This is a genomic window from Mesorhizobium sp. YL-MeA3-2017, assembly GCF_030814575.1.
In the GTDB taxonomy this organism is placed as follows: Bacteria; Pseudomonadota; Alphaproteobacteria; order Rhizobiales; family Rhizobiaceae; genus Mesorhizobium; species Mesorhizobium terrae.
Genome location: NZ_JAUSVH010000001.1, coordinates 3075529 through 3098478, shown reverse-complemented (window position 1 = coordinate 3098478; position 22950 = coordinate 3075529). Strand labels below are relative to the sequence as shown.

Genomic DNA, 22950 nt, shown 5'->3' with positions numbered 1-22950 from the left:
CGGAAAACTGGTGCCCAGAAGAGGACTCGAACCTCCACGCCTCGCGGCACACGGACCTGAACCGTGCGCGTCTACCAATTCCGCCATCTGGGCTGGTGGGCGCTCATGTAAGCGGGCGAACCGACCCTGTCAACGCGCTTTTTTCAAGCAAGGCGACGGGCGGGCGCAAAAGCCGCGGGCGAGCGCCGGCAAAATGCTTCAACCGGCGAGAACTTCCTTCGAGGCGACCGTCGAATCGGCGTTCAGCGTGTAGATGACCGGCACGCCGGTGCCGAGCTCCAGCTTGACGATTTCATCGCCCGTCAGGCCGTCCAGCGCCATGATCAGCGCGCGCAGCGAATTGCCGTGGGCCGCCACCAGCACAGTGCCGCCGGACAGCACATGCGGCTGCAGCGTGTGCAGGTAATAGGGCCAGACGCGCGCGCCGGTGTCCTTCAGGCTTTCGCCGCCGGGCGGCGGCACGTCATAGGAACGGCGCCAGACATGGACCTGGTCCTCGCCCCATTTCTGACGGGCATCGTCCTTGTTGAGGCCGGACAGTTCGCCGTAATCGCGTTCGTTCAGCGCCTGGTCGCGCACCGTCTCCAGATCGCTCTGGCCGACGGCGTCGAGAATGTGCTGGCAGGTCTTCTGCGCACGCTTCAGCACCGAGGTGAAGGCGATATCGAATTTCAACCCGCGCGCCTTGAGCTTGGCGCCGGCGGCCTTGGCTTCCGCGTGCCCCTGTTCGGTCAGGTCGACATCGCGCCAGCCGGTGAACAGGTTCTTCAGGTTCCATTCGCTCTGGCCGTGGCGCACGAGCACGAGGGTTCGCGACATATTTTATCCCTTCACGAGTGTGGATCAGGCGCCCTGGCCGAGGCCAAGCACGTCCCGCATCGAATAGAGGCCGGGCTTGCGCCCATGCGCCCACAGCGCCGCCTTGACGGCGCCACGGGCAAAGATGGTCCGGTCCTCGGCATGATGGCTGAGCGCAATGCGCTCGCCGGGGCCGGCCAAGAAGACCGAATGCTCGCCGACCACCGAGCCGCCGCGCAGCGTGGCGAAACCGATGGCCTGCGCTTTGCGGGCGCCGGTGTGGCCGTCCCGCGTGCGCACGCTGTTTTCGGCAAGCGCGATGCTGCGTCCTGCCGCCGCCGCCTCACCCAGAAGCAGTGCTGTGCCCGACGGCGCGTCGACCTTGTTGCGATGGTGCATTTCGAGGATCTCGATGTCGAAATCCTCGGGCGGCAGCGCCTTGGCGGCCTGTTCGACCAGAACCGCGAGCAGGTTGACGCCGAGGCTCATATTGCCGGACTTGACGATGGTGGCGTGGCGGGCGGCGGCGGCGATGGCCGTGTCGTCCTCGGCCGAACAGCCGGTGGTGCCGATGACGTGGATGATGCGCGCCTGGGCGGCATAGCCGGCGAATTCGACGGTCGCCGCCGGCGAGGTGAAGTCGAGCACGCCGTCGGCCTTGGCGAAAGCGACCAGCGGGTCGTCGCCGATCAGGACACCGATCGGGCCGACGCCGGCCAATTGTCCGATATCCTTGCCGATATGGGGCGAACCCTGCCGTTCGATGGCGGCGGAAACGGTCGCGCCCGGTATCGTGGCGATGGTGCGCACCAGCGCCTGCCCCATGCGGCCCGCGGCGCCAACAACCACCAGCTTCATGTCGCTCATCCGTTGCTCCCCGTCTTGCGTCTGGTCTTGCCTGCCGGCACGCCCTCCGCTTCGGGAAGGCTGTCGACCAGACCAAGACCCTGGCCACCCTGCAGTTTGTGGAAACGGGCATAGGCGCCGCGCGGCCTGGCGATCAGCTCGGCATGCGTGCCTTCCTCGACCAGGCGGCCCTGCTCCAGGACGACGATATGGTCGGCATTGACCACTGTCGACAGCCGGTGGGCGATGACGATGGTGGTGCGGCCCTGCATGATGCCGGTCAAAGCCTGCTGCACCCGCGCTTCCGATTCATTGTCGAGGGCGGACGTCGCCTCGTCGAGCAGCAGGATCGGCGCCTGGCGCACGATGGCGCGCGCGATCGAAACGCGCTGCCGCTGGCCGCCGGACAGGGTCACGCCATTCTCGCCGACGGGCGTGTCGTAGCCCTGCGGTTGCTGGCGAATGAAGTCGTCGGCCGCGGCCTGTTCCGCCGCCAGTTCGATGGCGGCGTCGCCGGCATCCGGCCGGCCGTAACGGATGTTGTCGCGGATCGTGCCTTCGAACAGATAGGGCTGCTGCGACACGAAAGCGATCGACTGCCGAAGCGAGCGCTTGGTGACCTTGGAGATGTCCTGACCGTCGATCTCAATCGAGCCGCCGTTCACATCGTAGAAACGCTGCAGGAGCGCCACCAGCGTCGACTTGCCGGCGCCCGATGCGCCGACGATCGCCGTGGTCTTGCCCGCGGCGGCGGTGAAGGTGAGGTTTCGGATCACCGGCGCGTCGGGCAGGTAGCCGAACGTCACGTTTTCGAAGCGGATCTCGCCGCCCTTGACCTTGGCTTCCTTGGCGTCCGGCGCATCGCCCTGCTGCGGCTCGATGTCGAGCAATTCGTAGATCATGCGCGCATTGACCATGGCGCGCTCGACATTGACCTGGGTGCGGGCAAGCCGGCGCACCGGGTCGTATGCCAGGAGCAGCGCGGTGATGAAGGCCATGATGTTGCCGGGCGGCTCATTGTCGATCGCCGATTTGTACATCGAATAGGCGACGACGCCGGCAACCGCGAAACCGGCCAGTATTTCGGTGATCGGCGCCAGCCGTTCCGAAACGCGGGCGATCTTGTTGTAGCGGCCCTCCGCCCTGTCGACGAGATCGCCGATCTTGCCGGTCAGTTGCTCCTCCATGGTGAAGGCCTTCACCACGGCGATGCCTTGCACGGATTCCTGCATGGCGCCGATCAGATGCGAGTTGATCTCGACCGATTCGCGCGTCACCCGCCGCAAACGCCGCATGATGTAGTTGACCGCCCACACCAGCGGCGGGCCGATCAGGAAGATGCTGGCAGCCAAAAATGGCGCCTGGTAGATCATCACGGTGACCAGGCCGATCAGGGCGACAAGGTCGCCGGCCACCGACTTCAGCGTCATCGAGAACAGGTCGCGGATGCCGGCGACGTTTTCGTTGATGCGCGCGGCGAGCTGGCCGGAACGCGTTTCGCTGTAGAAATCGACGCCCAGCTTCATCAGGTGCCCGAAGACGCGCTTCTGGTAGTAGGCAACGATGCTGTTGCCGATCTTGGCCAGCGTGACCGCGGCACCATAGGTCGAAAGGCCGCGAACCAGGAAAATGCCGATGATACCACCGCAGATCCAGGGTATCAGGTCATAGCGACGGCCATAGTAGAGATAGTCGACCAGCGGCTGCATGATGTAGGCCGCCCCACCCGTCGTCGCGGCCATCGCGATCAAACAGGCAGCCGCGATCCAGTAGGACTTCACATGTCCGCGGCCAGCTTCGTCGAAGATACGTCGCAACACGGCGACGACTTCGCCGGGGGCCGCCTTTCGATTGGGGTCGTTAAAGGTCAAATTTCAGTCCGCTGCGCGCTGCATTCGTCGGCTCGCCCATTGGCGTCCGGCTCCTAATAGCCGCATCGCCGCCCATTGCCTATGGCCAATGGGCAACGCGCCGAAATTGCTTGGCCGCTTCAAGCCCTCCAGCGGCGGCCTTCGGTCTCCACGCCAAACAGCGACGGCGCCCGCGCATAGGCGGCGAGGCCGGCCAGCGCGGCGAGTGGGTGGGTGATGACATAGACCGGGATAGACCGCATCAATTCGCTGTGAGGTGCTTTGTCCTCGAAGGCGGCGCGGAAATTGCCAGCCTTCAGCGCCGGCACGATCTTCTGGGCGATGCCGCCGGTGAGGAAGACGCCACCACGGCTCTTGAACACCAGCGCCAGATCGCCGGCGGTGCGGCCAAGGCAGGTGACGAAGAGCGAAACCGCTTCCTCGGCGACGGCGTCGGACTTCGCCAGCGCCGCGGCGGTGATTTCGGCCGGCTTGGTGAAGGGAGCCGCCTTGCCGTCTGCCATGGCGACGGCGCGATAAGCATTGACCAGCCCGCGGCCGCACAGGATCTGTTCGCCGGAAATGCGGCCCTCGATCTTTTCGATATGCGGAAACACCTGGAAGTCACGCGGCGAGCGCGGGCCGATGTCCATGTGGCCGCCCTCGCCCGGTACCGGAATCCAGTGACCGAGCGCATGGATCAGCCCGGCGACGCCGAGGCCGGTGCCCGGGCCGAGCACGACGCGGCTGGCATTCGGCACCGCTGCGCCGCCGCCGATCTTTTCCATATGCTCTTCGCCCAGCGCGACCACGGCGAGCGCCTGCGCCTCGAAATCGTTGAGCACGACGACGTCGCTGAAACCGAGATCGCGCAGCATCACCTTCGGGCGGATCACCCAGGGACAGTTGGTGAGCGGGATCTCGTCGCCGTCGACCGGACCGGCGATGGCAAGCACGGCGGAGTTCGGCCGCACGGACGAGCGGTCGAGCACGGCGGCCTGGATGGCGGCGTCGATGGTCTCGTAATCGGCGGTCTGGACGATATGCGGCTCACCGGCTTCGGCATTGGCGTCGAGGACGATGGAGAACCGCGCATTGGTGCCGCCGATGTCGCCGATGAGGATCGGGAATCTCAGCGTACCGCTTCCTTCAGTCATTCCCATCCCCGGTTCGATGCGGCGCGGTCTCGCCGTTCTCTGGTTCCGGCCGGATCGTTCGCGGCCGCGGGCCGGAGCGATTCGACCGGATGCAATATCTCAATCGATTGAATGCTATAAACAAACAAAAGCGCCCCCGAAAGGGCGCTTTTTCTGGTCTTCCCACCGCTTGCGCCGTTTCAGCCGCCCGGGCGGGGGCGCGGCAACGGAATGCCGATGGCGGGCGTCGGCGCAAAGGCATTGGCGCTGACAGGTTCGGGCGGCGTCTCGCCGACGGCCGTCGCGGCAGGCGCCTCGGCGGGTTCGGGCGAGGCGGCGACCGCAACGGGCGCGCGGCCGTCGCCATGATAGGTTGCCGCCTCGGCGGAGGCCGGCGACGGCGCCTGCAGCACCATCCGGCATTCCTTCGGCAGGTTGGCCATCGTCATGATGTCGCGCGCCTTCGGCGCATCGGGGTTCTTGTTGGGGCGCCACGGCTCCTCGGTGAACCACCAGGCCAGCGACTTGTCGCAGCCGTCGCCCGGTGACGTCGCCGCCTGCTCCTTGCAGCCATGCGAGCCGGGCTGGCAGCCGATGCGGATGTGGAAATGATAGTCATGGCCCCAGAACGGCCTGATCTTGCGCAGCCAGGAACGATCGCCGGTGACGGTATCGCAAAGTTTCTTCTTGATGCCGGGATTGACCAGGATGCGCTCGATTTCCGGATAGCTCGCCGCGCGCTTGAGAAGCTGGGTGTGCGCCGGTGTCCACAATTTGTCGTAGACGCGGTGGGTCTTGGGGTCGACCATCAGGGTCGCGCTCTTGTTCTCGCGCTCGGCCGAGGTCAGTTCGCGTTTCGGCATCGGCGTCAGCCAGATGTCGGCGTCGAGGCCGATCTGGTGCGAGGCATGGCCAGTCAGCATCGGGCCGCCGCGCGGCTGCGAGATGTCGCCCAGAAGCAGGCCCGGCCAGCCATCGGAGGCGGCGTCGCGGGAGAATTTCTCGAGCAGCGCGATCATCGCCGGGTGGCCCCAGCGGCGGTTGCGGGAAGGCCGCATGACCGTCCAGGTATCGCCTTCGAAGGGAATAGCGACGCCGCCAGTGAAACAGCCTTTCGAGTAGAACCCGAAGGATTGCGGCGTGGTTGCCGCCGGCAGCTTCTCGGCGCCGAACAGGTCCTTCGCCAGTTCCTCCGCCATCGCCGGGCGCGCCTCGAATTCGACGGCGCCAACAAGCGCGGCCAGGCCCACCAGTGCGCAGGCCGCCTTGCGGGCGATGGTTCGCAGCCTCATCCTCACCTTAGCCTCTCCCTGCTCGCGCAGTCCCTTCGGTTCCACCCCAGCCCGCGCGAATCATATCACGCCACGGCCATGCGACGCGATCACGAGCGCTTCATCGGGCTGCGCGCGACGCCTTTGCCCCAGTCGCCACTCGCCCACATATGGTCGAAGGCCGAATGGTAGTCGGGGAAGCGGAATGCATAACCGCTGGCCTTGATCGCCGCGTTCGAGACACGTTTGTTCTCGCCATAGAAGGACCGGGCCATCGGCGATAGCCGAGCGGTCTCGAAATCCGTCTCCGGCGGCGGCTCAACACCCATCAGCGACGCCGCATAAGTCACCACGTCCTGCGGCGGCGCCGGCAGATCGTCGGTGACGTTGAAGACGCCGCCCAGCTCCTGTCCGGCCAGATGGCGCAAGGCGCCGGCAATGTCGTCGCGATGGATGCGGTTGAACACCTGCCCCGGCTTGATCAGGCGCTTGGCGCTGCCGTCGGTGAGATTGACCAAGGCGTTGCGGCCGGGACCGTAGATGCCGGAAAGGCGCAGCACCGCGACCGGTCGGTTAATGTCGCGGCCAAGGTCCAGCCAGGCCCGTTCCGCCGCCAATCGGGCGACGGAGCGACCGGAAACCGGGCGGCATTCGCTGTTCTCGTCCACCCAGTCGCCGCCATGGTCGCCATAGACGCCGACCGTCGACAGATAGCCGATCCAGCGCAAGGCCGGCATGCGTTCGGCAAGCGTTTCCCGCGCGGCTTTCAGCACCAGGTCGCCGTCCGCCTCGGGAGCGATGGAAATCACCAGATGCGTGGTCCTTTTGAGTGCCGCCGCGATCTCGTCCGTCAACGTCCCGTCAAAGCCCAAGGGTTCAATCCCCGCCTGCCGGAGCGCGTCGAACTTGTCCGGCGAACGCGTGGTGCCGGCAAAGCCACCGAAATCGCCGTTCAGGCGGGCAAAGCCCTGCGCGGAATAACCGGCGCCGAAAATGAATATGCTGTTGCCGGTCATGCCGTCGTTCCCTTGCTCGTCGCCTCATCCAGCGCCGACCGCCACTCGTCGCAGACGACCGCGTCGTCCTCGCCCGGCAGCGCCGCCTCGGCCAGATCGCCGAATGTAGCGCGCGCCATCAGTCGCGACAGTGCCCACACCGCCGCACCCCGCACCAGCGGCGAAGCGTCGGCCAGAAGCGCGCGCACGGATGCGACGAGGCTTCCCTCGCCCGAATTTCCGGCGGCGATCAAGACGTTGCGGATGAAGCGGTCACGGCCGATACGCTTGACCGGCGAACCGGAAAAGAAGGTACGGAAGGCGGCATCGTCAAGCGCAAGCAAATCGGCCAGCCGCGGCTCGCGCAATTCGGCGCGCGCGACGAGTTTTGCCTCCGACGCGGCCTGCGCGAATTTGTTCCACGGGCACGCGGCCAGGCAATCGTCGCAGCCATAGATGCGGTTGCCGATGGCGGCGCGGAATTCGTGTGGGATCGGCCCCTTGTTCTCGATGGTGAGATAGGAGATGCAGCGGCGCGCATCGAGCCGGTAAGGGGCGGGAAAGGCCGCGGTCGGGCAAGCGTCGAGACAGGCGCGACAGGACCCGCAATGGTCCTCCTCGGCAGCGTCCGGCGTAAGTTCGGCGGTGGTGAAGATGGTGCCGAGGAACAGCCAGGAGCCGTGCGGGCGGCTGACCAGATTGGTGTGCTTGCCCTGCCAGCCCAGTCCGGCGGCTTCCGCCAGCGGTTTTTCCATCACCGGCGCGGTGTCGACAAAAACCTTGACGTCGCCGCCAGCCACGGCGACCAGCTTGCCGGCCAGCTCCTTCAGCCGGCCCTTGATGATGTCGTGGTAGTCGCGGTTCCGGGCATAGACCGAGATGGCGCCGCGGTCCGGCCTTTGCTGGAGCAGGCGCGGATCGCGATCCGGACCATAGTTCATCGCCAAAACGATGATGGAACGCACATCCGGCCACAGCACCGACGGATCGGCTCGGCGCTGCAGCGTCTCGGCCATCCAGCCCATCGAACCGTGAAAACCGGCGGCGACGAATTCGGCGAGCCGCGCCGGCGCCTGCGGAATGGCATTTGGCGTGGTGACGGCGACGGCATCGAAACCGGCGCGCCGCGCCTCCCGGTCGATCAGTTGACGCAGCTTTGCCGGATCAGAAATCGAGGTCCGCATAATGCGATACCGGCGACAGGCCCCGCACCCGGTCGGCCAGCAGCGGGCGGAAGGAGGGGCGCGATTTCACGCGGGTGTACCATTCGCGGGCGGCGCCGTATTCGCGCCAGTCGATCTCGCCCAGATAATCGAGCACCGAAAGGGCGGCGGCGGCGGCAAGATCCGCATAGGTGATGCGGCTGCCGGCCAGCCAGTGGCGCGTGCCGGCCAGCCAGTTGGTGTATTTCATATGCTGGCGGATGTTGGCGCGGGCGGCGCGGATCGCGGTCGAATCGGGCGAGCCGCCACCGGCTTCCGCCGGCATGTGCGGCTTCAGGACGCGTTCGCGCACGAGATGGCGGGTCACCTCGGTCTCAGTCTTGGCCAGATACCAGTCGGTGAGGCGGCGAATCTCGGCGCGCTCCATCGGCCCTTCGACGAACAGGCGCTTGTCGCGCTTCAACACGCCGCGCGTCTCGTCCAGATATTCGGCGATGACGCCGGCGCCGATGATCGGCACGTCGCCTTCGGCCAGCAGGATGGGCAAGGTGCCGGCGGGATTGAGCGCCAGGAACTCCTTGCGGCGGGTCCACGGCTTCTCTTCGATCAGCGCCAGCTCCTCGCCATACTCGCCGAAGGCGAGGCGTACGAAGCGGCAACTGGCGAACATGGGGTGGTGGAAAAGCGTCAGCATAGTCTCGAATGATATATGCGCTGGCGAATCGTTGGCCGCGCCGATAAGTCTTGGTCGCCCGATTCCACGGGCTGTCAGGGTGCTGCGAGCTATAGGAGCAGTTGAGCACGCTGACAAGCAAGCCCCGACGCGGGATTCGCCACAGTTTGCGACTTTGGCCGAATGCCGGTGCGTCGGTTCGACAGTTCGAGCGCGAGCAAGGGCAAGACCGGACCCGCTTTTGCCGATCGCGCCCTCCGCGAGGTTGCTATGGAATTCTGGACTTTGGTGGAAGCGCTGCTGCTCGGCCTGCTCGAAGGGCTGACGGAATTCCTTCCGGTGTCCTCGACGGGCCACATCCTTTTGGCCGGCCATTTTCTCGGCTTCGAATCGACCGGCAAGGTGTTCGAGGTGCTGATCCAGCTCGGCGCCATCCTCGCGATTCTCAGCCTCTATGCGGGCCGGATCTGGGCATTCCTGCGCCAGCCCGGCGCCTTCGGCCTGCTGGTCGAGGCGGCGATCGGCTCCATCGCCTCGTTAGTGTGGCTGGTTGGCTGCGCCTTCGAATTCGTCGCGGCGAAGGTGAAACGCCGGCGTGTCAACATGTTCCTGCCGCCCGAATTGCCGAAGGACCCGAGCGTGCGCCTGCTGGTCGGCGTGTTCCTGGCCTTCCTGCCGGCCGCCGTGATCGGCGCGCTGGCGCATGATTTCATCAAGACGGTGCTGTTCGAAACGCCGAAGCTGATCTGCATCATGCTGATCCTGGGCGGCATCGTGCTGTTGTGGATCGACAGGCTGGACCTGAAGCCGAAATATCACAACGCCTCGGAACTGCCGCTGTCGATGTGCCTCAAGATCGGCCTGTTCCAGTGCCTGGCAATGATCCCCGGCACCTCGCGCTCCGGCGCCACCATCGTCGGCTCGCTGCTGATGGGGGTCGACAAGCGCGCCGCCGCCGAATTTTCGTTCTTCCTCGCCATCCCCACCATGCTGGGCGCCTTCACGCTCGATCTGATCAAGAACCGGCACGCCCTGACGAGCGGAGACTTCCCGATCATCGCCGTCGGCTTCGTGGCGGCCTTCATCGTCGCCGTCATCGTGGTGCGCAGCCTGCTCGGCTACGTCTCCCGGCACGGCTATTCGCTGTTCGGCTGGTGGCGGCTGATCGTCGGCGGCGTCGGCCTGGCCGCCCTGTTCATCTGGGGTTGAGCGCGAAGAAGGCGGGGCGGAACGGGCGAAATCCTACGATCGCCTCGATCACAAGTCTGTACCGATCAGGACAGCTCGTCGATCAGTGAATGCAGGATACCGTTAAGTACGGCCGGCTTCTCGAAGGGAACATAGTGCCCGCACTGCGGGACGATAGTCAGGCGTCCGTCCTTTGCCGAGCGCGCCTGTCTGATCGTAACGACAGGACCGGGTGCCACGTCATTCTCCCCTGAGATGCAGACGACCGGACATTCGAGGCGCGGTAGAAAATCGTTTCTGTCAGGCCTGGTATGAAATGCCTCCACGCCTTTTGCGATTGCTCGCCAGTCTAAGTTCGTTGCCCAGGACTTTGCTCGAGCCCGCAAAGCAGAAGGCGCAAATGAGGAGATCAACGGATCCCAGTATAGATCCCACGCCGCCCCCACACCGCTATTGCCGAGTAGCTCAGCAGCCTCGGTCCGCAGTGCGGAATCGCGACGGTGTCCAGCGTTGGCACCAATCAGCACAACGGCCGCAATGCGCTCAGGTGCCAGGACGGCCATCTCCAAAGCGCAGGAGCCGCCTACCGAATTACCGACGACGATCAACCGGTCGCCCCTGAGGCTGCCAAGGATTTCCGAAGCCCATTGGGGCAGGGTTTCACCAAGACCGTACATCGTAGGGGCATGCGTGTGGCCGGGCAGGACATTCTGTTGTTCTGTCCACATTGCTGCGTCGAACGGCAGCGCATGCAAAAGCACGAGTTCCAGTTGGCTCTCCATCGTCTACGTCATCCGGCCCAGCGCGTTAACGACGCCCCGCATACGACCAAAAAGGCCGGATTGCTCCAGCCTTTTTCTAGCACGCGAGATATCAGAAAGATCAGGCAGCGGGCTTGCGCTGGAACTGACCGGCGGCGCGGAAACGCCACAGATAGCTGGGCAGGATGGTGCCGACCGATTTCGCGGTGATGCCGAGCGCGGCGAGTGTGCGGCCTTCCTTGGCGGCGGCATCGGAAACCACATTGTCCGACTGCAGCAGCGTAACCTGGTCGCCGGTCAAAAGCGGATTTGGCAGCAGGCCGAGGATCGACGCCTGAAGCCGCGCCACCCACCACGGCATCGCCACCAGCAGGCGCTTGCGCTCGATCACCGTCAGCATTTCCTGCAGGCATTGCTTGAAGGTCAGCACGTTCGGCCCGCCGAGTTCATAGACGCGGCCGCCTTCGACCTTACCCTCGACCGAACGCGCGATCGCCTCGGCGACGTCGCCGACATAGACCGGCTGGAAACGGGTCTCGCCGCCGCCGATCAGCGGCAGCACGGGCGAAAAGCGCGCCATCGCGGCGAAGCGGTTGAAGAAACCGTCCTCGGGGCCGAAATTGATCGACGGGCGATAGATCACCGCGTCTTGCTTGGTGTCGAAAACGGCCTTCTCGCCCAGCGCCTTGGTGCGGGCGTAGTCGGATTGGGAATCGGCGCTGGCGCCGAGTGCCGAGACATGGGTGAGGCCTGCGCCGACCGAGCGGGCGGCCTCGGCGACGGCGCGAGCGCCGAAATCATGCACCACGCCGAAGCGCTGGCGGCCGCTTTCATGGAGGATGCCGACGAGATTGATGACGTGATCGGCGCCCTGGACGGCGTTGTCGACCGACCAGCGCACGCGGATATTGGCCTGGACCGCCTGGATCTGGCCGACATTGCCGAGCGGCTGCAGATGGCCGGCGAGATCGGGACGGCGGCAGGCGACCCTGACGCGATAGCCGCGCTTGGCCAGCGCGCGCACGACATGCCGCCCGACAAAGCCTGAGCCGCCGAAAACGACGACGAGCTTGGGGGTTTGCAGGATTTCGGTCATGGCTGGCTCCGGCGCTCGAAAGCTTGGCTGAAGCCGTTTCATAGTCGGTTTCGCGCCAAAGGCAAAGGGCGACAGGAGGTCGCCGCGGCTTCATCTTTGGGGCAGCCAGTCCGCCCGCGAAAGCGGACGGCTAGCGCTTGTGCCGCTCGGCGAAATCGGCGATGCGCTCGACGATGTCCTTGGAGACGGTGATGCCGCGCGCGGCCGCTTTTTCGGTGGCCGTCGCCTTCGAGACCCCGGGTATGTGGACGCCGTAGCGGCGATTGAGCCGCGCCAGCTGATCCTTCATGCGCTTTTCGAAATCGGGATCGAGCAGCTTGGGTTCGATCGCCAGGATGAACAGGCCGGTGCCGGGGTTGTCCGGCCCGCCGGTGAACCAGGGCGCGTCGAGCGACCAGTTGGCGCCCGACAGGCCGGCCGCCAGCACCTCCACCATCAGCGCGATGTTGGCGCCGCGCTGGCCGCCGAAAGCCAGCAGCGCGCCCTTCATGGCGGCTGCGGGGTCGGTGGTCGGGTTACCCGCATTGTCGAGGGCCCAACCCTCGGGGATCGCCTTGCCGTCGGCGGCCGCCTTGCGGATGTTGACGAAGGCGGTCGCGCTCGAAGACTGGTCGATGATCAGCGGCGGGCCGTCGGCGGCCGGGCAGGCAAACGACATCGGATTGGTGCAATAGACCGGCTTGGTCGAGCCGGAGCCGGCAAGCACCGCCGGGCCGTTGGTGGCGCCGAAAGCGACCAGGCCCTGTTCGGCGAGACGGCCGGTGAAATAGCCGAGCGCGCCGGCCGTATAGGCGTTCTTCTGCGAGAAGATGGCGACGCCGAACAGCCGCGCCGTCTTGGCAAGATCCTCGGCGATGCGGTCGAAGCCGGTATGGGCGGCACCGCCCCGTGCGTCCGAAAGATAGATGGCGAGCGCCGGGCGGGAGATGGCCGGTTCGGCCTTGCCGTTGATGCGGCCGGCCTCGAGCGCTTCCAGATAGTCGATATAGTGCGACAGGCCGACGGCCTTGTTGCCTTCCGCCTCGGCAGCGATCGCCGCGGTAGCGATCGAGCGGGCGGTTTCATCGCTGGCGCCGGCCCCGAGCGCCGCCATGCGGCATAGGGCACTGGCCTGTTCGAGACTGAGCTGCATCCCATCCCCCTGAACCGGACCCGGCGGCGCCACGCGCAGCCTGGTGTCGACGCCGCCAAAAATTCCGCGCCCACCCCCTGGGCCAGCCTGTCGCACGATCTCTGCCGCAAGAGCGCGAAGCGGGTCAACCCAGTCTCGCCGGGATCCGCTGTTCGAGCTTGCGGAAGCCGAAAACGAGGACGCCGGTAATGGCCATATAGACCACCGCCAGCAGCAGCAAGGGCTCATAGGTGACGAAGGTCTCCTGCCGGACCCGCGACGCCACGGAATAGATGTCGACCATGGTGATGGTCGCCACCAGCGGCGTTGCCTTGAGCTGCAGAACCGTCTCGCCGGCCAGCGTCGGCAAGGCGCGCCGCAAGGCCTGTGGCAGCCAGATGCGCCGGAAGGCGGTCCAGCGGCGCATGCCGAAGGCGCGCGCTGCTTCGAGCTGTCCTCTCGGCACGCCGGCGAAGGCGCCGCGCATCACCTCGCCCTCGTAGCCGGCATAGGACAAGGTCAGCGCCAGGACGGCATAGGGCCAGGCCTGCCGGAGATACGGCCAGAGGAAGGAGTCGCGGATCCACGGGAATTGCGGGAACAGGGAGCCCAGTCCGTAATAGAGCAGCCACAATTGCAACAGCAGCGGCGTGCCGCGGATGACCGTGCAGAACAGCCGCGCCGGCACCGCCAGGAATGCCGGACCGGCGACCTGGGCGAAGCCGATCGGGATCGCCAGCGAAATGCCCAGAACCGACGTCACCGCCAGAAGCCAGATGGTGCGCCAGATGCCTTGCAGGGCAAGCGGCAGATAGGCGGGCAGCCAGTCCCAGCGCATGAAGAAGATCGAGGCGAGCACGATCGCCGCCGCGATGATCATCAGCACGATGCGGTGCGGCTGCAGCCATTCCGACCTTCGCTGGGGAACCGATGTCGTTGCCATAGCCATCAGCGTGTCTCCGCCAAAGGCGGCATGCCGCGCCGCGAATAGCGTTCGAAACGCGAAATGATCAGGTTGGAGACCAGGGTCAGCGCCAGATAGAGCACGCCGGCGGCAATGAAGAAGGTGAAATAGGCCTTGGTGGCGCCAGCAGCGAGCCGCGTCGTCTGCGTCAGCTCATTGAAGCCGACGACGGCCAGCAGGGCGGTGTCCTTGGTGGCGATCAGCCACAGATTGGCGAGGCCCGGAATGGCGAAGGGCGCCATCGCCGGCAGGGTGATGCGCCGCAATTGCAGCGCCGGCGACATACCATAGGCCCGTGCCGCCTCGATCTGGCCCTGCGGAATGGCGAGGATGGCGCCGCGCAGCACTTCGGTGGAATAGGCGCCCTGGACGACGCCGAGCACGCAGATGCCGGCGATCAGGCCGTTGATGTCGACCGGCGCATAGCCCATCAAGGTGAGCAGGCGGTTCACCAGGTCGGTCCCCGCGAAATAGAGCAAAAGGATCAGCACCAGTTCCGGCACCGCGCGCACCACGGTGGTGTAGAGGCCGAACAGGTCGCGCACCATCGGGCTGCCGTAAAGCTTGCCATAGGCGCCGCAGATGCCGATCAGAAGGCCAAGGCCGAACGAACCGCAGGCGATGCCGACCGAAGCGAGCAGGCCACGCAAAAGATTGCCACCCCAGCCAGGCGGACTGAATGCCAGGAGGTCGGCGAGGCCGGCCGCCGAGGCCGAAAGGAAGATGTCTGTCAGCGTCGTTACCCCGACTGGACGGCGGCACCACGGACCGCCGCTGCAGAATTGCTTCGAATGAGCCGGCCCGCCCCCCGACGTGCCGGCTCATGACCCGGCGTCGGCGCAGAGCGCCCGCCGGATGCGCGCGTCGCCGGTGACGGCGCCACGCGGAGCGGTTTCAGTCCGCGACCCTAGTTGGACTGGACCTCGTCGCCATAGACATCGAAGGTGAAGTACTTCTTGGTGATCTCGGCATATTTGCCGTTGGTGCGGATGGCCTTGATGGCCGTGTTGATCTTGCCCTTCAGCTCGTCGTCGCCCTTGCGCACGCCGGCGCCGACGCCCGGGCCGAGCACTTCGAGATCGGGCGCGACATTGCCCTTCATGTCGCAGCAGGCCTTGCCCTGGTCCGACTGCAGGAAAGCATCGAGCGCGATCTGGTCGGCCTGGGTGGCGTCGATGCGGCCGGCGGCGAGGTCCTGATTGGCCTCGTCCTGGGTCTGGTATTCCTTGATCTCGGCCGCGGTCGAGCCGAAATGCTTCTTGGCGTAGGCGGCGTGGATGGTGGACACCTGAACGCCGATCACCTTGCCCTTCAGCCCTTCCGGCGTCGCGTCGAACTTCTGGCCCTTGGCGCCGGCGATCGAGGTCGGGGTGTTGTAATATTTGTCGGAGAAGTCGATCTCCTTCTTGCGCTCGTCGGTGATCGACATCGAGTTCATAATGGTGTCGATCTTCTTGGTCTTGAGGCCGGGGATCAGCCCATCCCACGGAATCGGCGTCAGCACGCAATCGAGCTTGGCCTCGGCGCAGATCGCCATGGCGATGTCGACCTCCCAGCCACCCCACTTGCCGGACGCATCCTGCGAGTAGAAGGGCGGATAGGCTTCAGGCGAGAAGCCGACCTTCACCTGCTCGGCGCTGGCCGCGAAGGTTCCCGCCAGCGCGAGCGCGGCGGCGGCGACTGCGGTCTTGAGAAATGTTTTCATTCCAGTTCTCCCGTTGTTTTTCATGTTCCCAGTATTTTTTTCGTCTTCTCTTTCCGGCATGCCGAGACCCCGAAGGGTCATCCAACATTGCGCAGAAACTGTTTCAGCCGCTCGGATTTCGGCGCGCCGAACACCTGCTCGGGCGGCCCCTCTTCCTCGACCAGCCCGTTGTGCAGGTAGATGACATGCGTCGCCACCTCGCGGGCAAACTTCATTTCATGGGTGACGAGCACCATGGTGCGCCCCTCGCGCGCCAGGTCGCCGATCACCTTCAAGACCTCGCCGACCAGTTCGGGGTCCAGCGCCGAGGTCGGCTCGTCGAACAGCATGACCCTGGGCTGGATGGCGAGCGCCCTGGCGATGGCGGCGCGCTGCTGCTGGCCGCCGGACAGGAAGGCCGGGTAGACGTCGCGCTTCTCGGCGAGGCCGACGCGGGCCAGCAGCTTTTCGGCCGTGGCGATCGCCTCGTCGCGCCTGACGCCCAGAACATGCACCGGAACCTCGATGACGTTCTGCAAGAGCGTCATGTGGCTCCACAGATTGAAGCTCTGGAACACCATGCCGAGCTTGGAGCGAATGCGCTCGATCTGCCGGCGGTCGGCGGGCACGGTATGGCCATGGCTGTCGGCCTTGAGCTTGATCTCCTCGCCATTGACACGGATGATGCCGCTTGTCGGGTTTTCCAGGCAGTTGATGCAGCGCAAGAGGGTGGATTTGCCCGAGCCGCTGCCGCCGATGATGGCCACCACCTCGCCGTCGCGCGCCGACAAGGACACGCCTTTCAGCACGTGAAGCTCGCCGAATTTCTTGTGCAGGTCCTCGACATGAATGGCTTCGGCGGCGCTGTTCAGCACCTTGCCGGACGGAGCGGATGCGGCGCTCGCGACGCTCACCGGCGACCCTCTGCGCGACATTCGACCTCTCGTCGAACAGCTATCCGGCTAATCAACATACGCTGTACTGTCCCGCTCCAGACTTCAGCATGGACCCGGCAGCGCCGGCCCGTCAATCCTCGCCATTACGGCACTTGCGGCCTTGTTACGCAAGTGTATAAATAGCCTTTCATGAAATTTCTTCGATTTTTTTCAACCTAAAAGGGCATCGATGAGCGCTTTCGGATCTCAGTCCATGGCGGCGCCGCTGCGGCGCGTGCTGATGCGGTCGGCGGCCAACGCCATGCGCGGCGCCGACAGGGCAGCCTGGCATTACGGGCCGGGCTTCGACCCGGCGAAAGCGGCCGTGCAGCACGCCGCGCTTGCCGATCTGGTCGCGGCGTCCGGCGCCGAAATCGAATGGGTCGAGGACCGGGCCGACGGGCTTTCGGACTCGGTGTTCACCCATGATCCATCACTGATGACCGACCGTGGCGCCCTGATCCTGTCGATGGGCAAGGCGTTGCGCGCCGGAGAACCAGCGCTGCACGAAGAGACCTATACGAAGCTGGGCATTCCGATCCTCGGCCGCGTCGAGGCGCCCGGCCAGGTCGAGGGTGGCGACTGCGTGTGGGTAGATGCCCGCACCCTGGCCATCGGCCGCGGCGTGCGCACCAACCAGGCCGGTATCCAGCAGGTCTCGAACCTGTTGTCGCCGCTGGGTATCGCCGTTTACGGCTTCGACCTGCCGCTGTGGCATGGCGAGGAGGCCTGCCTGCATCTGATGTCGGTGATCAGCCCGCTGGCCGACGATCTTGCGCTGGTCTATTCGCCGCTGCTGCCGGCGCCGTTCTACCAGATGCTCAGGGAGCGCGGCATTCGGCTGGTCGAAGGCGATGCCGGCGAATTCGCCGCCTCCAACGGCCTCAGCCTCAATGTCCTGCCGACCAGCCCCGGACAGGTGATCGCCGTCGCCGGCTTCCCCAAGACCAAGGCCGCGATGGAAGCGGCGGGCTGCACGGTGGCGACCTTCGAGGCCGACGCGCTGTGCATCGCCTGCGAGGGCGGACCGACCTGCCTGACCCGGCCGATCCTGCGGCAATGAATGCGCCGGTCCGCCGCAAGTTCCGCCGCGAAGGCGAGGAGCGGCGGCGGCAGGATCTTGTCGAGGCGACCCTGGATTGCGTGGCCGAACGCGGACTGCAAGGGGCCACCTTGCGCGCCATCGCGCTGCGCGCCGGCGTCACCGCCGGGCTGATCCGGCATTATTTCCCCAGCAAGGAAGACTTGTTGCAGGCAGCCTACGCGACATTGGTCGGCCGCATGACCGAGCAGGCCAAGGCGGCACTTGCCATGGATGGCGCCACGCCGCGCCAGCGGCTTGCAGCCTTCGTCGCCGCCAATCTCGAGGCGCCGATCGTCGACCAGCGGGTGTTTTCGCTGTGGGCGACCTTCATCGGCCGCGCCAATTCCGACCCGGCGTTGGCCAGCGCGCATCGCGAGGGTTATCTCGGCTTCCGCAACGAGGTCGAGGCGCTCGTGGCCGAAGTGCTGGCGGCGAAGGGTCGCGCGCCCGACAAGGCCCGCTTGCGCGGCCACGCCATCGCCGTCAATGCCGTCATCGACGGCCTGTGGCTCGAAGGCTGCCTTGCCGGCGAGATGTTTTCGGCCGGCGAACTCGCCGCCATCGGCATCAGGACCGTCGAGGCCGAACTGGAACTCGGCCCGGAGGAGGAGACCAAGACATGACCACCGTTGGCGAAGCGCTCATCGCGCTGCTCGAAGCCCATGGCGTCGACACCGTGTTCGGCATTCCGGGCGTGCACACGGTCGAGCTTTATCGCGGCCTTGCCCGATCTGGCATTCGCCACATCACGCCGCGCCACGAGCAAGGCGCCGGCTTCATGGCCGACGGTTATGCACGCGCCTCCGGCAGGCCGGGCGTCGCTTTCGTCATCACAGGGCCGGGCCTCACCAACACCATCACCGCCATGGGTCAGGCACGGGCCGATTCAGTGCCGATGCTGGTCATTTCCGGCGTCAACGCCACGCCGACGCTCGGACGCGGCCTCGGCTACCTGCATGAACTGCCCGACCAGCGCGGCATGATGGCGAAGGTGGCACTGTTTTCCGAACGCGTCACGGAGCCCGCGCAATTGCCAAGTGTGCTGGCGCGCGCCTTCGACCTGTTCAAGACGGCGCGGCCCGGCCCGGTTCACATCGAAATTCCCCTCGACGTGATGGGCCAGCCGGCCGACGGGCTGAAAGCGACCGGGCAGCCGCCACGCACCAAGGCGCTCGATATGGCGGCGATCGAAAAGGCGGCGGCGTTGGCAACGGCCGCCGCGCGCCCGCTGATCCTGGCCGGCGGCGGCGCCAGGGGTGCCGGCACCCTGCTTCGGCATCTTGCCGAGCGCCTCGACGCGCCGGTGATCCAGACTGCCAATGCGCGCGGCCTCATGCACGGCCACGCGCTCACCGTTCCCGCCAGCCCGAGCCTGAAGGCGGTGCGCGCGCTGATGGCCGACGCCGATTTCGTGCTGGCGGTCGGCACCGAATTCGGCCCGACCGACTATGACATGTACGGCGATGGCGGCTTCGCGGCACCGGCCCAACTGGTGCGCATCGACATCGACGCGGACCAGCTCGCCCGCCACCCGGCGACAATCGCCATCGAGGCCGATTGCGCGGAGGCGCTCGCGGCATTGCTGAAGGCAGTGGCACAGGATGCCGGCGCGGCCACCAAGCAAGGGGCGCCGCGCGCCGCCTCGGCTCGGGCCGCCGCCTTCGCCGAGATCGGCCCGGCCATGCAGGCGCAGGTCGCGGCCGTGGAGACGATCCGCAACGCGCTGCCAAACGCCATCATCGTCGGCGATTCCACCCAGCCCGTCTATGCGGCCAACCTCTATTACGACCACGACCGGCCGTCCGGCTGGTTCAATGCCGCGACCGGCTTCGGCGCGCTGGGCTTCGGCCCGCCGGCTGCGATCGGCGCGGCGCTGGCCGTAGCGGACGCCACGGTCGTCTGCCTCACCGGCGACGGCGGCTTCCAGTTCACCCTGCCCGAGGTCGGCGCGGCGCTCGACGCCGGAACCCCGGTGATCTTCGTGGTCTGGAACAATCGCGGCTACCGCGAGATCGAGACCTCGATGCGCGATGTCGGTGTCGAACCGGTCGGCGTCTCGCCGGCGCCGCCGGATTTCTGCAAGCTGGCCGAAGCCTACGGCATCGGCTCGCACCGGCTCGACGGCCCGGCGGGCCTGGCGCAAGCTTTGGGTAAGGCACGCGCGACAAAAAAGCCTTTCCTCATCGAGATTTCGGTTGAGTGATCGCCCGAAAGGCGCGACTTTCCATAATCTTCTTTCCACGAGCAGGAGTTGTCGCGAATGGCGGCTACGCTGGAACAAAAACATGTGGTGGTGACCGGCGGCACGGGCGCGCTCGGCAGTGCCGTGGTGACGCGGCTGTTGCAGGAAGGCGCGATCTGTCACGTGCCGAACAGCCATGCCGCGGCACCCGCCCATTTCCCCTTCACCAAGCACGAGCGCGTGCGGCTGGTGAACAATGTCTATCTGGAGGACACCGAGGCCGTCACCGCCTTCTATGCCGGCGTGCCGGACCTGTGGGCGTCGATCCATCTTGCCGGCGGTTTCGCCATGGCGCCGGTGGAGAAGACCGAATCGGCCGCCTACAACGAGATGATGGACACCAATGCCCGCACCGCCTTCCTGTGCAGCCGGGCGGCGGTGCGCGCCATGCTTGCCTCCGGCACGGCCGGGCGCATCGTCAATGTCTCGGCGCGGCCCGGGCTTGACCCGAGGCGCGGCGCCGGCATGGTCGCCTATGCGGCAAGCAAGGCCGCGGTGGCGGCGATGACGGTGGCGCTGGCTGAGGAGCTGAAGGGCAAGGGTATCCTCGTCAACGCGATCGCCCCTTCCACGCTCGACACGCCGACCAACCGCGCCGACATGCCCGACGCCGATTTTTCGAAATGGGTGAGCCTGGACGCGGCGGCCGAAACGATCGTCTATCTCGCCTCGCCCAGCAACGAGGCGATGAACGGCACGCTGGTGCCGCTTTACGGCAAGGCCTAGATCGGGGTCTCTCCCGACAGTTCGCTGCAGGCCGCCGGTCAACCGGCGTCGGCGGCCTCGTCGATCATGGCCTCGATGTTGTAGCCATTCGGATCGATCACGAAGGCCGCGTAATAGTTCGGCGTATAAGCGGGGCGCGGTCCCGGCGCGCCGTTGTCAGCCGCTCCGGCTGCCAGTGCCGCCTGATAAAAAGCGTCCACTTGCGCATGGCTTTTGGCGCGGAAAGCGACATGCACGCGGGTCAATGGTCCGGGGCTGGCTGCCTGCATGATCTCGAACAGGCCGTCGCCGATGTTGAAGGCCCAGAAGACACCCTCCTCTCCGAAGGAAAGCTGGTAGCCGAGTGGCACGAAAGCCTTCTCGTAAAACAGCTTGCTCGCGGCGAGGTCGCTGACGGCGACGGTGACATGATCGATCATTGAGAACCACCCCGGGACAAACACCAGCATGACGCCGGCGGCGGCAATGTCCCCGGACGGTTGACGACTTTCAAGACGGCCCGTTCGGGACAAGACAACAAAAAACCCGCCGGATCGCTCCAGCGGGTTCTTTTGTCTCTGTGTCGCGCCGCCGAGAGCGGCGCGGCAATGGTGCGGTCGGCTTAGTTGCCGCCCTGCTTCTTCAGCGCGGCACCCAGGATGTCGCCCAGCGAAGCGCCGGAGTCGGTCGAGCCGTACTGAGCGACCGCTTCCTTCTCCTCGGCGATTTCCAGCGCCTTGATCGAGACCTGCAGCTTGCGGGTCTTCTTGTCGAAGGCGATGACGCGGGCGTCGACCTTCTGACCGACGGTGAAGCGCTCGGGGCGCTGCTCGTCACGGTCACGCGACAGGTCGGAACGCTTGATGAAGGTGTCGATGCCGCTTTCAACAAGCCGCACTTCCAGACCGCCATCCTTCACGCCGGTGACCTCGCAGGTGACGACGGCGTTCTTGCGCAGTTCGCCCGACGTGGCGGCTTCGCCGGCCGTGTCGCGCTGCAGCTGCTTGACGCCGAGCGAGATGCGCTCCTTGTCGATGTCGACGTCGAGAACCTGCGCCTTGACCATGTCGCCGCGATTGTACTCTTCGATGACCTGCTCGCCCGGACGGTTCCAGTCGAGATCCGACAGGTGGACCATGCCGTCCACGTCGCCGTCGAGGCCGATGAACAGACCGAACTCGGTCTTGTTCTTGACTTCGCCTTCCACGGTCGAGCCGACCGGGTGGTTGGCGGCGAAGGCGTGCCACGGGTTCTCCAGCGTCTGCTTGAGACCGAGCGAGATGCGGCGCTTGGCCGGATCGACCTCGAGCACGACCACGTCGACCTGCTGAGTGGTCGACAGGATCTTGCCGGGGTGCACGTTCTTCTTGGTCCACGACATTTCCGAAACGTGGATGAGGCCTTCGATGCCCGGCTCCAGCTCGACGAACGCGCCATAGTCGGTGATGTTGGTGACGGTGCCGGTGATCTTCTTGCCGATCGGGAACTTGGTGCCGATATCCGACCACGGATCCGACTCGAGCTGCTTCATGCCGAGCGAGATACGGTGGGTTTCCTGGTTGATGCGGATGATCTGCACCTTGACAGTCTGGCCGATGTTGAGGATCTCGGTCGGATGGTTGACGCGGCGCCAGGCCATGTCGGTGACGTGCAGCAGGCCGTCGATGCCGCCGAGGTCAACGAACGCACCGTAGTCGGTGATGTTCTTGACCACGCCCTCGACAACCTGACCCTCTTCGAGGTTCTGGACGATCTCGGAGCGCTGTTCTGCACGGCTCTCTTCGAGAACTGTGCGGCGCGACACGACGATGTTGCCGCGACGGCGATCCATCTTGAGGATCTCGAAGGGCTGCGGGTTGTGCATGAGCGGGGTGACGTCGCGGATCGGACGGATGTCGACCTGCGAACGCGGCAGGAAGGCAACGGCGCCGTCCAGATCGACGGTGAAGCCACCCTTGACCTGGTTGAAGATGACGCCTTCGACGCGCTCGCCCTTGGCGAACTTCTCTTCCAGCTTGACCCAGCTTTCCTCGCGGCGCGCCTTGTCGCGCGAGAGCATGGCTTCGCCCAGCGCGTTTTCGATGCGCTCGACATAAACTTCGACGGTATCGCCGACCTTGAGGCCGCCTTCCTTGCCCTTGGCGCCGAATTCCTTCAGTGCCACGCGGCCTTCGACCTTGAGGCCGACGTCGATGATGGCCATGTCCTTTTCAATGGCGGTAACGGTACCGCGCACGACCTGGCCTTCGCCCGAGTGACCGTCCGAGAACGATTCTTCGAGCATGCTCGCGAAATCGTCGCGAGTGGGAATAGCTTGAGACATATTTTCTCCTGAAAAGCCTCTCCTGGAGGCTGGCGCCGTGGGTTAGCGTTGCGATGACCTGCCGACATTCCGGGTCAAGACCCTTGGCCGCGATGAAGCGGCGGTTCGGCGCAGAAGAATGCTGG

The 22950-nt window shown here is 65.7% G+C and carries 22 protein-coding genes and 1 tRNA gene; 5 read left to right on the top strand and 18 right to left on the bottom strand.

Translation table 11 applies throughout. From position 1 onward, the window contains the following. Positions 1 to 8: 8 nt before the first annotated feature. The 9 genes from QFZ88_RS14890 to QFZ88_RS14850 all read right to left on the bottom strand — a co-directional run bounded on the left by QFZ88_RS14890 (position 9) and on the right by QFZ88_RS14850 (position 8753). Positions 9 to 93, bottom strand: a tRNA-Leu gene (locus tag QFZ88_RS14890). A gap of 105 nt (positions 94 to 198) precedes the next feature. Next, a complete protein-coding gene (locus QFZ88_RS14885) occupies positions 199 to 819 on the bottom strand; it encodes a 2,3-bisphosphoglycerate-dependent phosphoglycerate mutase (RefSeq protein WP_024924334.1) in 621 nt (206 codons plus the stop codon). 24 nt (positions 820 to 843) lie between these two features. Then, positions 844 to 1665: a 4-hydroxy-tetrahydrodipicolinate reductase gene (gene dapB, locus QFZ88_RS14880; RefSeq protein ID WP_024924335.1), complete on the bottom strand. Its 822-nt coding sequence runs from the start codon at positions 1663 to 1665 to the stop codon at positions 844 to 846. After that, on the bottom strand, positions 1662 to 3515 hold the full coding sequence (locus QFZ88_RS14875; RefSeq protein ID WP_024924336.1) for an ABC transporter ATP-binding protein: 1854 nt from the start codon (positions 3513 to 3515) through the stop codon (positions 1662 to 1664). The genes dapB and QFZ88_RS14875 overlap by 4 nt, the downstream gene beginning before the upstream one ends. 119 nt (positions 3516 to 3634) lie before the next feature. Continuing rightward, positions 3635 to 4651 (bottom strand): glucokinase, encoded by a 1017-nt coding sequence (locus QFZ88_RS14870; RefSeq protein WP_036253363.1) that lies wholly within the window; start codon positions 4649 to 4651, stop codon positions 3635 to 3637. A gap of 179 nt (positions 4652 to 4830) precedes the next feature. After that, positions 4831 to 5922 carry a penicillin-insensitive murein endopeptidase gene (gene mepA / locus QFZ88_RS14865; RefSeq protein ID WP_051504870.1) on the bottom strand — a complete coding sequence of 364 codons (1092 nt, stop codon included), beginning with the start codon at positions 5920 to 5922 and terminating at the stop codon, positions 4831 to 4833. Positions 5923 to 6011: 89 nt separating this feature from the next. Beyond that, complete coding sequence (locus tag QFZ88_RS14860; protein ID WP_024924339.1) at positions 6012 to 6917, bottom strand: SDR family oxidoreductase; 906 nt, start codon at positions 6915 to 6917, stop codon at positions 6012 to 6014. Next, positions 6914 to 8080, bottom strand: coding sequence for a tRNA epoxyqueuosine(34) reductase QueG (queG, locus tag QFZ88_RS14855; protein ID WP_024924340.1), 1167 nt, complete (start codon positions 8078 to 8080; stop codon positions 6914 to 6916). The genes QFZ88_RS14860 and queG overlap by 4 nt, the downstream gene beginning before the upstream one ends. Then, complete coding sequence (locus tag QFZ88_RS14850) at positions 8061 to 8753, bottom strand: glutathione S-transferase family protein (RefSeq protein WP_024924341.1); 693 nt, start codon at positions 8751 to 8753, stop codon at positions 8061 to 8063. The genes queG and QFZ88_RS14850 overlap by 20 nt, the downstream gene beginning before the upstream one ends. A 162-nt stretch (positions 8754 to 8915) precedes the next feature. Here QFZ88_RS14850 and QFZ88_RS14845 point away from each other — a divergent pair, with 162 nt between their 5' ends. Then, positions 8916 to 9941: an undecaprenyl-diphosphate phosphatase gene (locus QFZ88_RS14845; RefSeq protein ID WP_307418142.1), complete on the top strand. Its 1026-nt coding sequence runs from the start codon at positions 8916 to 8918 to the stop codon at positions 9939 to 9941. Positions 9942 to 10006: 65 nt separating this feature from the next. Here QFZ88_RS14845 and QFZ88_RS14840 read toward each other — a convergent pair whose 3' ends face one another. The 7 genes from QFZ88_RS14840 to QFZ88_RS14810 form a co-directional block, all read right to left on the bottom strand. Continuing rightward, the gene (locus tag QFZ88_RS14840; RefSeq protein WP_024924343.1) at positions 10007 to 10702 is read right to left on the bottom strand and encodes an alpha/beta fold hydrolase; all 696 of its coding nucleotides are present in this window, start codon (positions 10700 to 10702) and stop codon (positions 10007 to 10009) included. A gap of 100 nt (positions 10703 to 10802) precedes the next feature. Then, complete coding sequence (locus QFZ88_RS14835) at positions 10803 to 11777, bottom strand: complex I NDUFA9 subunit family protein (RefSeq protein WP_024924344.1); 975 nt, start codon at positions 11775 to 11777, stop codon at positions 10803 to 10805. Between the two features lie 130 nt (positions 11778 to 11907). Continuing rightward, positions 11908 to 12909, bottom strand: coding sequence for an Ldh family oxidoreductase (locus tag QFZ88_RS14830; RefSeq protein ID WP_024924345.1), 1002 nt, complete (start codon positions 12907 to 12909; stop codon positions 11908 to 11910). Positions 12910 to 13033: 124 nt separating this feature from the next. Continuing rightward, on the bottom strand, positions 13034 to 13837 hold the full coding sequence (locus QFZ88_RS14825; RefSeq protein WP_024924346.1) for an ABC transporter permease: 804 nt from the start codon (positions 13835 to 13837) through the stop codon (positions 13034 to 13036). Further along, complete coding sequence (locus QFZ88_RS14820) at positions 13837 to 14586, bottom strand: ABC transporter permease (RefSeq protein WP_081766876.1); 750 nt, start codon at positions 14584 to 14586, stop codon at positions 13837 to 13839. The genes QFZ88_RS14825 and QFZ88_RS14820 overlap by 1 nt, the downstream gene beginning before the upstream one ends. A 173-nt stretch (positions 14587 to 14759) precedes the next feature. Beyond that, positions 14760 to 15557: a transporter substrate-binding domain-containing protein gene (locus QFZ88_RS14815; RefSeq protein WP_024924348.1), complete on the bottom strand. Its 798-nt coding sequence runs from the start codon at positions 15555 to 15557 to the stop codon at positions 14760 to 14762. Positions 15558 to 15634: 77 nt separating this feature from the next. Further along, the gene (locus QFZ88_RS14810) at positions 15635 to 16471 is read right to left on the bottom strand and encodes an ABC transporter ATP-binding protein (protein WP_051504871.1); all 837 of its coding nucleotides are present in this window, start codon (positions 16469 to 16471) and stop codon (positions 15635 to 15637) included. 190 nt (positions 16472 to 16661) lie between these two features. Here QFZ88_RS14810 and QFZ88_RS14805 point away from each other — a divergent pair, with 190 nt between their 5' ends. Genes QFZ88_RS14805 through QFZ88_RS14790 form a run of 4 tightly spaced genes read left to right on the top strand, consistent with a single transcriptional unit; the run spans position 16662 to position 20523 of the window. After that, positions 16662 to 17534, top strand: a complete 873-nt coding sequence (locus tag QFZ88_RS14805) for a dimethylarginine dimethylaminohydrolase family protein (RefSeq protein WP_024924350.1) — start codon at positions 16662 to 16664, stop codon at positions 17532 to 17534. Continuing rightward, positions 17531 to 18178, top strand: coding sequence for a TetR family transcriptional regulator C-terminal domain-containing protein (locus tag QFZ88_RS14800; protein ID WP_024924351.1), 648 nt, complete (start codon positions 17531 to 17533; stop codon positions 18176 to 18178). Before QFZ88_RS14805 ends, QFZ88_RS14800 begins: the two co-directional genes overlap by 4 nt. Beyond that, positions 18175 to 19758 (top strand): 5-guanidino-2-oxopentanoate decarboxylase, encoded by a 1584-nt coding sequence (locus QFZ88_RS14795; protein WP_024924352.1) that lies wholly within the window; start codon positions 18175 to 18177, stop codon positions 19756 to 19758. The genes QFZ88_RS14800 and QFZ88_RS14795 overlap by 4 nt, the downstream gene beginning before the upstream one ends. A 57-nt stretch (positions 19759 to 19815) precedes the next feature. Then, a complete protein-coding gene (locus QFZ88_RS14790; RefSeq protein ID WP_024924353.1) occupies positions 19816 to 20523 on the top strand; it encodes an SDR family NAD(P)-dependent oxidoreductase in 708 nt (235 codons plus the stop codon). Between the two features lie 38 nt (positions 20524 to 20561). On the opposite strand, the gene QFZ88_RS14785 is transcribed toward QFZ88_RS14790, so the two are convergent. Together QFZ88_RS14785 and rpsA are read right to left on the bottom strand one after the other, a co-directional pair. Further along, on the bottom strand, positions 20562 to 20942 hold the full coding sequence (locus QFZ88_RS14785; RefSeq protein ID WP_024924354.1) for a VOC family protein: 381 nt from the start codon (positions 20940 to 20942) through the stop codon (positions 20562 to 20564). Positions 20943 to 21124: 182 nt separating this feature from the next. After that, positions 21125 to 22825, bottom strand: coding sequence for a 30S ribosomal protein S1 (rpsA, locus tag QFZ88_RS14780; protein WP_024924355.1), 1701 nt, complete (start codon positions 22823 to 22825; stop codon positions 21125 to 21127). Positions 22826 to 22950: the final 125 nt, after the last annotated feature.